The following is an 11,410-nucleotide window of genomic DNA, read 5'->3' as shown; positions in this document are numbered from 1 at the left end:
TATTATCGTTAGTCCTGCCAATGCTTCAAGTCCTCACTCGTTCCTCGCTCCGGGCTTTACGCGAATGTCAGGTTTAGGTAGGAAAAAGCAGTAGCAACACCATAAATCTCCTGGAAGTATCGTCATTGCGAGAAGGCTTTTTCAGCCGACAGCCTGTCCCGACTATTCGGGGAAGCAATCTTTATGGCAAGGATCACCAGCATGAAAGATTGCTTCGTCGTTCCTTCTCGCAATGACGACCTTTCTTTTGGAATCTGTCAATGGGGAGTCGAAGGACTCTTATCCAGTTTTATCAGCAGTAATAAGTGCAAAAAAAATAGCCCATATTACTATGGGCTATTTGTTATTCATTCTCTTTAGGGGATTTAGGGGCTTAATAAGCCCTTTGGTTATTCCCTTCTTTCCAGTTAACAAAAGCTTTATTTACCACTTTGTTTCCACCCGGGGTTGGATAATTTCCGGAGAAATACCAGTCACCTTTGTTTTTCGGACAAGCTTCGTGCAGGTTCTCTAAACTTTGATAAATTACTTCAACCTCAGCAACAGTACCTTTTGGCGTAATAATCTGTGCAATTTTAGCCGAAATTTCTTCTGGCGTAAACGGTTTATAAATTTCCTTAACGTGATTTACAATTTCCTCTTTAGGTAAAAGTAATGAGGCTTTACATTTCGTGTAAACATCTTCTATCACCTGCCACATACCACGCTCCGTTAACAGTTGAATAGCCGCATCGAAAGCAACGAACTGCCCCATTCTGCTCATATCGATACCATAACAATCAGGGTAGCGGATCTGAGGTGCAGAAGAAACAATAATGATTTTCTTAGGGTGTAAACGGTCAACAATTTTAATGATACTCTGTTTTAAGGTAGTACCACGCACAATCGAATCATCAAGTGCGACTAAAGTATCCTGGTGGTTATTGATAATACCATAGGTAGTATCGTAAACGTGTGCTACCATTTCGCTACGGTCTGCGTCCTGGGTAATAAAAGTTCTCAGTTTTACATCCTTAACCGCCAGCTTTTCTACCCGGGGCGCTAAAGATAACAGGTCTTCAAGCTGCTGATCGGTTAATGTTTCTTTTTTATGTAAAAGTATATCTTTCTGGTGCCTGCGTACATATTGCTGAACACCGTCAACCATTCCAAAAAAGGCTACTTCTGCCGTATTTGGAATAAATGAGAATACGGTATTTTTTAAATCGTAATTAACAGCCTGAAGGATTTTATCGCTTAATAAGCGACCAAGCTGTTTACGCTCACGGTAAATTTCAACATCACTTCCTTTTGAGAAATAAATGCGTTCGAACGAGCACGATAATCTTTCGGTAGGCTCGCGGAACTGCTCCATGCTTACCTCGCCGTTTTTCTTAATAATTAAAGCATGCCCGGGATCGATCTCTTTAACATCTTTAAATTGGATATTAAATGCGGTTTGTAAAGCTGGCCTTTCCGATGCCGCTACAACAATCTCATCATCGTAATAGTAATACGCCGGACGGATACCTGCCGGATCGCGCATAATGAACGAATCGCCATTACCCACCATACCACAGATCGAATAACCTCCATCCCATGTTTTGGCTGAGCGGCGAAGAATGTTCGCAATATCTAAGTTATCTGATATTTTGTGCGTAATCGCAACGTTATCATGCCCTTCTTTTTTATACTGATCGAAAAGCTCCTGGTTTTCATCATCTAAAAAGTGACCGATTTTTTCTAATACCGTTACAGTATCTGCTTTTTCTTTTGGATGTTGACCTAACTCGTACAATTGCTCCAATAACTCATCTACATTCGTCATGTTGAAGTTACCCGCAATTACCAGGTTACGTGTCATCCAGTTGTTTTGCCTTAAAAAAGGGTGGCAATTTTCGATGCTGTTTTTACCATGCGTACCATAACGCAAATGGCCCATTAACACCTCGCCGATAAAGCTTACGTTGTTTTTGAGCCATTCTGTATCCTGCATTAATTCAGGCGTGTTTTCCTGGATATCGACAAATTTGTTCTGTACATATTCGAAGATATCTGCTACCGCATTAGATGCCATGCTCCGGTATCGGCTAATGTACCTACTGCCCGGTTTCATATCCAGCTTAATGGTGGCAATACCCGCGCCATCCTGGCCCCGGTTATGCTGTTTTTCCATTAAAAGGTATAATTTGTTAAGGCCGTAAAGTGCTGTACCGTACTTTTGCTGGTAGTAAGAAAGTGGTTTTAACAGGCGAATAAAAGCGATTCCGCATTCGTGTTTTATCTGATCACTCATTGTGTGGGTTTGAAGCCGCAAAGTTATCCTTTTAAACCATTACAACCTAAACAAAAGTGTTTTCTTTTGTCACCATGACGTTATTTTGATTCAACTAAAACAGCGCACAATTGTAAGAATTAGGCTACAAATGTTAAATTATCTAGAATTAATCTAAATAATTTTGTTAAAAACCGGCAAAAACCCATCTTTGCAGAATCATTAGAATTAGTCTAATTAAGATTACAGGGTTTGAGAAAGTTTTTAAAAGTTTTTATTGTGTTGATTATCTGCGGGTATGCATCAGTTGCATTAGCACAAAATGTTGTTTTAAAGGGTAAGGTCGTTGACGAAAAAAATCAACCAATACCATTCGCTATTGTTAATCTTACCAATATCCAAAGATATACCTATACTGATACGTTGGGCAATTTCAGCTTTTCCATTCCATCAAAAACTCAGTTAACCGATTTCGAATTTAAAATAAATTATGTTGGTAAAAAAGCCATCGAAGCTAAACTTCCTTTCGCAAGTGCGGCCTCTTCTTTAATTTTTAGAATGCAGGATTTAAGCCTTACACTTAAAGATGTGGAGGTAAACCAAGTAAGAAAAACCCAAAACTCCAACTCATCTATTGTTTTTGACAGGCAGGCACTTGAACAGACTCAAGCATTTAGTTTAGCCGACGTATTAAACAATTTACCCGGCAAAAAATTAGTTGCTCCGGATTTACAGAACCCACAAACGATTACCTTACGCAGTGAGGCCACCGGAATACAATCGTTGAGCAATTCATTGGGTGTTGCTATTATTATAGATGATATTCAGCAATCGAACAATGCCAACATGCAAAATAAAAATGTAAGTAAATGGGGTGTTGGCTCTACAATTAATAGTGTACCATATGGCAGCTTTGACACCCCATTTGGCGGCTTAGATTTAAGAGACATCCCCGTTGATAACATTGAAAGCGTAGAGGTAATACAAGGAGTTACACCTGCTAAATACGGAGATTTAACTGATGGCGCTATAATCATAAACAGGCAGGCAGGAAAAACGCCTTATCAATTCAGTGCGCGAATTAATGGTGGTTCAACTAACTTCTCTCTTTCTAAAGGCTATAAACTCAATAAGAGATGGGGTGCACTAAATTTCAGCGCCAATTATCTTAATTCAAATGAAAATCCAAGCGATAAAACCAAAGTATACGATCGCTTAAGCGGTAACATAATGTGGACAAGTTACTTACTTAAAGGATTAAAAAACACATTATCTATTGATTATAGTTATAAAATTGATAATGTAAAAATTGATCCTGATGATGGATTTGAAATTAGAACCTATTCAAAGTCTAGAAATTTAAGCGTAAGCAATCGAACCTCTCTTAACATCAACAATAATGTTGTTAAATCTCTAAACATGAGTTTAGGATATAGCTCGGGTTATCAAGAAACTTACAACCAAAGATATTTAAATGGCGCTACTAAAGGGATAACCGATAAGGATACCTCTGGAGAAATTTATGAAGGCTATTTTATCCCAGGAAACTATTTATCTGTAGAAAACATAGCAGGTAAACCGCTAAATTTTAATGGGAACATTGGATTATCAAATGAAATCTATACCGGAAAGTTACTACATCAAATTACTATAGGTGGTAATGCTTACTATTCACGAAATGCAGGAATGGGAGTAATTGTAGATCCATCAAAACCGAGGTGGGCAAATACAGCTTATCAAAATGATAGGCCATACGATTTTGAGAGCTTACCTGATATTATTAATTATGGTGCCTATTTACAAGATAATTTCAAATTTAAATTCTTCAAAAAGGATCTAAATTTCAATCTGGGACTGAGGTATGATGTACAAAATCAGCAGGGAAATATCCAACCAAGATTAAGTGCGAATTACAAGCTAAGTAATGATATTGAGGTTAACACTGCTTATGGAATCTCAACCAAAGGTCCTACCCTTGCCCATCGTTACCCGGCGCCAACTTACATTGATTTGATTCTCCTTAATAAATACACCGGATATGTAAATGAAAGTATCCTTCTTGTTTATACAGACCGCATTGTTGCTGATAACAGTAACCTGAAATCGAGTCAATCTAATCAGTTCGAGTTAGGCTTTAAAATGACCAAACCACTTTTCAGCACCTCTTTATTTGGTTATTATAAACACGATTTTAACGGTTTTAGCGATAATACAGTTTATAAAACATATGTACTTCCTGAATACGATTATACCTATGTACAAGGAGCCAGGCCTATTGTAACTCCAAATAGCTCTTACAGTAGGCGGTATGTTGGTATTAATACTGTTGGTAACGATTTAGATTCTAAAAACTATGGTTTAGAATGGTCCTTATCATTTAAAAAAATTGAGGCAATCCAAACCAGCTTTAGTTTAAATACTTCTTTTAATTATAGTCTATATCATAATTCGGCTCAGAGGGTAATACCAACTAGTCAGGCAAATATCGATTTAGGAAAAGTAGCCTGGTTTGGAATTTACCCAGCCAATGAATATTATAATTGGAATTTAATGAGCAAATTTAGTGCAACTACACATATTCCGAAATTGGGTTTTGTAGTTAATCTTCTTGCTGATATCTCGTGGCAAACCGTAAGTAAAACGCTTGCAGATAGCTATTTACCAATAGCTTATTACGATATCGATATGGTAAAACATGATATTCCAGCCTTTGACCGAAATAACGCCGAATATGGTTACTTAAGCTTAACATCAGCCGCAAACAGCAAAACCAGACTACCATTTTCATACGTAAACATGTCTATTCGCATTTCAAAAGAAATCAAACAGAATTTAAGAATATCAGTAAACGCATATAATTTTTTAAATGTCAGGTATAGATACTATAACCCTGATACCAATTCAGTTACCACCTATTCATATCCAACAAGCGTTGGAGCAGAATTATCAATTAAATTTTAATTATGATGAAAAAATCCCTACTTCCCTTCTTAGCCTGCCTGGTTATATTTTTGGCAGCTTGTAAAAAAAATGCCCTTGATGAAGTGCAACCGGTCCAAGCTACTTTTCAATTAAGCTTTGATGCAGCGACAAAAGATCTAGGATTATCTTTAACCGGAACTGAGATTACCTTGACCAATAAAATGGATGGCACAATAAATAAAGCCAAGGCAGATAAAGATGGTAAAGTTGTTTTTGCAAGCATAACCCCTGGAAATTACAGCGCTGTAGCAAGCTTAACCATTAAGGCAGCAGACTATACCACTCTCACAGGAACATATATTGTTCAAGATATTGTATTTAATGGCAGTTTAGAAACTAATGTTACAGCAAGTAATGGGGCTTTAGCCATAACATTAAAATCAGGAACTCTAGGCAACTGGGTAATTAAACAGGTTTATTATGGTGGCTCTAGTACCACAAATGGTGCAGTTTTTAGAGATCAATTTATAGAAATATTTAACAATTCTAATGAAGTATTGTATGCTGATAGCCTATACATTTCTATGGTGCATGGAAAAAGCACAAAAGTATCAGGCGTAGATGTAACACAACCCGCTTTTCAATCTAATGGACAATTTAACTGGGCCAATTCATTGAATATGAAAGCAGCCAATCCTAATACCGATTATGTGTATTTGAAAACATTATATATGATTCAGGGTACAGGTAAAACGTACCCTGTGCAACCAGGCACAAGTATTATCATTGCTCAGAATGCACTTAATCACAAAGCCTCTTACGTTGGACCAACGGGAACAGCATATTCGGTAAAAGACCCAAGTTTAACAATTGACCTGAGTAAGGCAGATTTTGAAGTCTATTATGGAGATATAGCTGGTAATACCCCGTATGCTTCTGACATAGACAATCCTTTAGTTCCAAACTTAAAAGTTCTTAATACAGGGTATATCAGCGATATGGTTTTTAATTCGAACGGATATGAGGCAGTTGTTATTTTCAAAACAAACACAAATCCTTCATTATTAATGGCATATGCTGAGCCTGAAGCAACTGCAATTACTAGCTCAACAAAGCTATATTTACAGCTTCCAATAAATTTAATTATAGATGGGATAGATATTGCACATACTACAACTGCCAGCCGTGCTGCAAAAAGAATTCCTGATGCCGTAGATGCCGGTTTTACTTTTACCGCAGGAGGTTCTTATTCATCGCAGTCGGTAATCCGTAAAACTTCAACCACAGCCGGCGGTAGAAGAATCTTAAAAGACACCAATAACTCAACAGCAGATTTTGATTATCTGACTATTGCAGATCCAACAAAAACCGTTTTTAAGTAAAAAAAGTGAGGTTTCTAATAACAATCAATTTTATCATATTCTTTTCTGCAGTTGTTTGTGCACAAACAACTGCAGATAGTATCTTTTTGGATAAACAGGCAGACCAAAATTTCCAATCTTTAAAGTGGGGCATTACTCAACTCCATAATACTGATATTGAAAAAGCAGCATATTTTGGATTGAACTACAATTATCAAAAAGGCCATTTCAGACAAGCACAGCAAGCTGAAAAATCAAGTTCCGCGTCTTTTGCTACAGAAGGGGTTAGCACTATAGATCGTTTTAAGCTTTATGGCTATTTCTCATTTGCCAGAACCTGGCAGGATAGCCTAGCTTTTAGTCAAAAAGGAATTGAAGACAACTACACCCCGTATTATTTTATTGCTGGTAAAGCAGGTACATTTGAGCGCCAGAAATACCTGGGTGGTGGTTTAATATCTTATAACCTTTTAAAGGATAAACTTTTCATTGGAACAGGAATAGATTACCTATACAATTCTAGCGCTAGATCAGTAGATCCAAGATCATTGGTAACAACATATAAGATAGTTTTTAGCCCAGAAATAGCATTAAAACTTAAAAAAAGCACGATTGGTTTAGGAATAATAGCAGGTTATGGTGACGAAAAAATTGAGGTTGGTTATAAAAATGATAATTACGGCGGCTCACAACTTTACCCTGACAGAATATCATATTTAAATTTTGGTTATGGATTTTTAGAAATCAATACTACAAATTTCATAAGAAGAAATACTTACACAGGACTAAAATTAAATTATTCGGGAAAATTTTCTGATTGGAATATGAATGGAAAGTTGAGCTATTTGGTTTCTAAAGAAGTAAATCAAGTTGTTAAAGATAACTCCATAAACGATCAGGATTTCGGAACGTATCAGTTAGAAACTTATAAAATAAATTTAGTCCTGAACAAAAGGATTAATAAAACCAATCATCAAGTTTCAATTGAAGCAAGTCAGAACACAGGCGATGATAATCTGGTGCGTTTAAATGCAAGAAACTATACCTTAAAAGTAGCTGATGTTAGTTTAAGTTACAGTCATTTTAAACCACAATTTAATAACAATGCCGTTGCCTGGTTTGCTAAAGCAAATTATAAGGATTTGTATCAGAAAGATGCCGCGGCTAGCCACACTTTACAGTATAGCTATATAAATCCACAAATTGGCGGAACGATATATTGGAATAAGTTAAAAGGTGATTTTTTATCAACTGAACTTTCTGTAGGAGCACGTGTTCCAATTAATTCTGATGTAATTGTTCCAACAACTCAGATAAATATTTTTACACGTGGGGTGGCCTATCCAGATTATTTATACTGGAGCAGCAATGTTGGGGAATTACAATTTTTAGTTAATTATACCACAGAAAAATTAATCAATAAATTCCGAACAGGAGTTTCTTTTAAATCTACCTATTTCAGAAACTTAGGAACGCCAACATCAAATTTAGATGCAAGCTTTATCCCGGGCAAAAATTATTTTGATTTCAATTTAGCCCTAAACCTCTATTTTTAACCCATGAATAAAATTTTTGCCCTTCTTGCTTTAGCCCTTACCGGATTAATTCTATTTTCTTTTCAATCAGCCGATTTTAACAACGACGATGATGAACTGAGCATAGATAGCCTGCGCAAAGTTTATTCAAAACCTACCGATCAATGGCCCAAACCTACGGTAGATCAGGGTGCTGTTTTTCAGGAATTGGGCGAACTTCCACCCTCTCCTGTCGATTTAAAAAACGACTCGGTAAAAAATGTAGTGGAGCTGGGTAAAATTTTGTTTTTCGATCCGCGTTTGTCGGGTTCAAACCAGATTTCTTGCTCAAGTTGCCATGCACCAGATTTGCATTGGACAGATGGCCGTCAGGTTTCTGTAGGTCACGATCATTTAACCAATATCAGAAATGCACCATCACTGGAGAATGTTTGGTTTTACAAACGCCTGTTTTGGGATGGCAGGGCAAACAGTTTAGAAGAACAGGCCGGCAGTCCGGTGGCGGCCCATAACGAGATGCACCAGGACATGAAAGTTTTATCCAAAAAACTCAGTAAAATTAAAGGTTATCAACCTTTTTTCACCGCTGCATTTGGCTCAAAAGAAATTACCAATAAAAGGATTTTCGAAAGTCTGGCTACTTTTCAACGCAGCATAGTGAGTAGAAGAACTCCTTTTGATCGTTTCCTGGCGAAAGACAAAAAAGCGTTGACCGATCAACAATTAGTGGGCTTACATTTATTCCGCACCAAAGCACGCTGCATCAATTGTCATAACGGACCATTTTTTACCGACAACGAATTTCATAATGATGGTTTAACCTATTATGGCCGTAAATATGAAGATTTAGGGTTATACAATGTAACCAAGAAACCAGAAGACGTAGGCAAGTTCAAAACCCCCGGACTCAGAAACGTTATGAAAACAGCTCCATGGTTTCATAATGGTTTATTCCCTGATATGGATGGCGTAATGAACATGTACAATGTGGGCATGCCGGTACAACGTGTAAAACCGGAACAGGTAAACGATCCTTTACTCCCTAAAAACGATAAGTTATTAAAAGGGTTAAAATTGAGTAGTGCAGAAAAAGATGCAGTTGTTGCCTTTTTAGAAGCATTATCTTCTCCTACCGTACTGACCAGGGTAGCGCAATTGCCACAGTAATTAGCCTGGAGTATTGAGTTGGGCGTTTGGAGGCAGTTAAACAACATTCAGTATAAAACAGCCAGCGAAAGGACTGTATTTAATTACCCCTGCTTTACCTGTTCTTTACCCTTTGTTGCTACCAGGTTAACCCCAAGATAACCCCAGGCTTACCTTTTCTTTACCCTGGGGTTACCTAAAAGGTAAAGCCAGACACTGCTTTGGGGCTTTCTTAGGTGAGCCAGGGCCGATGCTGTCTGCCAGCAAGTACGAAGCACACCCGATCAAAAATGATCTTAAAACACATTCCTACCTGTTTTAAAGCGCATAGCTTTGCCAAAGAGCATCCTCAATCCGTTAACATTTCACCTTAGTGAACACTACTAACCAGATATCGGTTGCCAGTTATAATCTGCATTTGACAGTTAACCGATTCCAGCTGGCTATTGGCCGTCAACAATCAAACAATCTGGCTATTTAACAATCCATCACATCTTATCCGATTTCAAGGGCTCCCCGAAAAAAATAGAGGCGTGTTCATTAAAAACTGCAGGATCACCGCTGGTATAGAAATGTCTTTCGCCCTGTTTGGCTAATTTTCCTTCGATCTCAGAGTGTCGTTTTAAATAATCAGCTAAGCTATTGGCTACAATCTCGCCTTGCGTTAAAACGCTTATATGATCGGGGAATACCTTCTTCAGTTTAGGCATTAATAAAGGATAGTGCGTACAAGCCAGTAACACACAATCGATAGCTGCCGATTGGCTCAATAACTGATCACAATATTCATTGATAAAAAAATCTGCGCCGGGTTGTAAGTGTTCGTTATTTTCGATCAGAGGAACCCACATCGGGCAGCTTTGCTGGTAAACCTTAATCTCCGGAAAAAATTTATTGATTTCTAAAAGATAGGATTGAGAATTAACCGTACCCCTGGTTCCCATTACCCCTACCGATTTGGTACGCGTATAACCATCAATTACCTCAGCTGTGGGCCTGATTACACCAAGCACTCTTCTATCGGGATACTTAGCAGGAAGATCTATCTGCTGGATTGTTCTAAGCGCTTTTGCAGATGCGGTGTTACAGGCCAGAATAACCAAATGGCATCCTTTAGCAAAAAGCCATTCTACGCATTCTAAAGTATATTTATAAATGGTTTCGAAAGAGTGGTCGCCATAGGGCGAACGGGCATTATCGCCCAAATAGATATAATTGTAATCGGGCAATTTATCGGCAATAGAACGAAAAACAGTTAAACCACCATAACCTGAATCGAAAATACCTATGGGCGAAGAGTTTTGCATGCCTTTGATGTTGGAAAATTGGAATGTTAGAAAGGTGTAAAGTTAGTTGAAAATTGGAATGTTTTAGTGTTAGTTAGTATGTTAAAACGATCGTCTTCCTGAACTTGTTTCAGGATCTACTCCGCTTAAGTTAGATATCAAAGATACTGATCCAGAAACTTCGGAACAGCATGACGAAAATCCTGAAACAAAAAAGCGGAACTAAGTTAAACTTAATTCCGCTTTATATTTTGAATTGGTAAGGAGATTTTGCGCTCCTTACTCCCGATTCAGAACTACTTTTTAGGTGCTGCTGGTTTTGCAGCAGTTGCAGTGATTCCTAATTTAGTTTTTACTGAAGCAGTAATATCATCACCACCATCCCAGAAAACTAAATTGTTACCACCTTGTCCGTTTGCGATATCGAAAACGTAAGCTAAACCTTTTTCTTTAGCTACAGCAGAAATTGCAGTTGCAACTTTAGCCTGGATAGGTTGGAATAATTCACCTTGTTTAGTACCTATATCTTGTGAAGCTTTAGTACGCGCATCGGTAATGCGTTTTTCTAAATCCTGTAATTCCTGACCTGCAGCTTGTAATTCTTTACCCACTGTTTCTTTGTTTGCCTCACTCAAAGTTTTTTGCTTAGCTTCTGCTGCAGCCATTTTACTTTGATATTCTTTGATCATTGCATCAATATCAGCTTGCTTTTGTTTACCTAAGGTTTCTAAAGTAGTTTGAGCTGTTTTAGCCTCTGGTAAATTTGCAAATACCTCTTCAGAATTAATGTGACCCAATTTTTGTTGTGCACTTGCCATATTCGCTGTAAACAATAACCCTGCTGCTACAAAGAATACGTTAATTAACTTTCTCATCGTTTTATTTTACTTTTTTATTTTTTTCTAA

At 37.6% G+C, this 11,410-nt stretch carries 7 protein-coding genes; 4 read left to right on the top strand and 3 right to left on the bottom strand.

Annotated features, from left to right (window positions below):
* Positions 1-373: 373 nt before the first annotated feature.
* Entirely contained in the window at positions 374-2,275 is a 1,902-nt protein-coding gene (locus AC07VK_RS24070; RefSeq protein WP_057932784.1) for an amidophosphoribosyltransferase, read from the bottom strand.
* A 231-nt stretch (positions 2,276-2,506) separates the two neighbouring features.
* On the opposite strand from AC07VK_RS24070, the gene AC07VK_RS24065 reads away from it, so the two are divergent.
* From AC07VK_RS24065 to AC07VK_RS24050, 4 genes are read left to right on the top strand one after another with little or no spacing between them, the layout of a single operon-like run.
* Positions 2,507-5,215: a TonB-dependent receptor gene (locus AC07VK_RS24065; RefSeq protein WP_492960668.1), complete on the top strand. Its 2,709-nt coding sequence runs from the start codon at positions 2,507-2,509 to the stop codon at positions 5,213-5,215.
* Positions 5,216-5,217: 2 nt separating this feature from the next.
* On the top strand, positions 5,218-6,558 hold the full coding sequence (locus tag AC07VK_RS24060) for a DUF4876 domain-containing protein (protein WP_492960666.1): 1,341 nt from the start codon (positions 5,218-5,220) through the stop codon (positions 6,556-6,558).
* A 5-nt stretch (positions 6,559-6,563) separates the two neighbouring features.
* Positions 6,564-8,093 (top strand): DUF6850 family outer membrane beta-barrel protein, encoded by a 1,530-nt coding sequence (locus tag AC07VK_RS24055; protein WP_492960664.1) that lies wholly within the window; start codon positions 6,564-6,566, stop codon positions 8,091-8,093.
* A 3-nt stretch (positions 8,094-8,096) separates the two neighbouring features.
* A complete protein-coding gene (locus tag AC07VK_RS24050) occupies positions 8,097-9,239 on the top strand; it encodes a cytochrome-c peroxidase (RefSeq protein WP_492960662.1) in 1,143 nt (380 codons plus the stop codon).
* A gap of 467 nt (positions 9,240-9,706) precedes the next feature.
* Here the strand turns inward: AC07VK_RS24050 and murI are convergent, their stop codons facing one another.
* Positions 9,707-10,525, bottom strand: coding sequence for a glutamate racemase (murI, locus tag AC07VK_RS24045; protein WP_492960660.1), 819 nt, complete (start codon positions 10,523-10,525; stop codon positions 9,707-9,709).
* Between the two features lie 275 nt (positions 10,526-10,800).
* Positions 10,801-11,379, bottom strand: a complete 579-nt coding sequence (locus tag AC07VK_RS24040) for an OmpH/Skp family outer membrane protein (RefSeq protein ID WP_057932778.1) — start codon at positions 11,377-11,379, stop codon at positions 10,801-10,803.
* Between the last annotated feature and the right edge of the window lie 31 nt (positions 11,380-11,410).

The organism is Pedobacter sp. GW821-FHT01D05 (assembly GCF_059422505.1).
The sequence above is the reverse complement of the archived record's forward strand: the minus strand, read 5'-3'. Positions and strand labels throughout refer to the sequence as shown.